This window comes from Thermus sp. FJN-A (assembly GCF_054655095.1).
Genome location: NZ_BAAHSC010000145.1, coordinates 1 through 258, shown reverse-complemented (window position 1 = coordinate 258; position 258 = coordinate 1). Strand labels below are relative to the sequence as shown.

Here is a 258-nt window from a genome sequence, read left to right as displayed (position 1 = left end):
CCCCTTTCAGTATATACCATGGGATTTGCAAGGGGGGGCCATGACCGCCGCGACCCACCTGGCCGGGGCCGCCCTCACCGCTTCCCTCCTGCGGGGCTTCGGGGTGGAGGTGGGCCTCCTGGAGGGCCTGGCCCTGGCCTGGGGGGCGGTGATGCCGGATGTGGACACCACCACCTCCGGCCCCGGCAAGTTCCTGAGGCCCCTCTCCACCTTCCTGGAAAGGCGCTTCGGCCACCGCACCCTCACCCACTCCCTGCC

The 258-nt window shown here is 70.5% G+C and carries 1 protein-coding gene; it reads left to right on the top strand.

The features are described from left to right. Positions 1-40: 40 nt before the first annotated feature. Positions 41-258, top strand: a 218-nt coding sequence (locus ACYQ0J_RS00745; RefSeq protein ID WP_460170289.1) for a metal-dependent hydrolase, incomplete at its 3' end; no start/stop codon positions are given.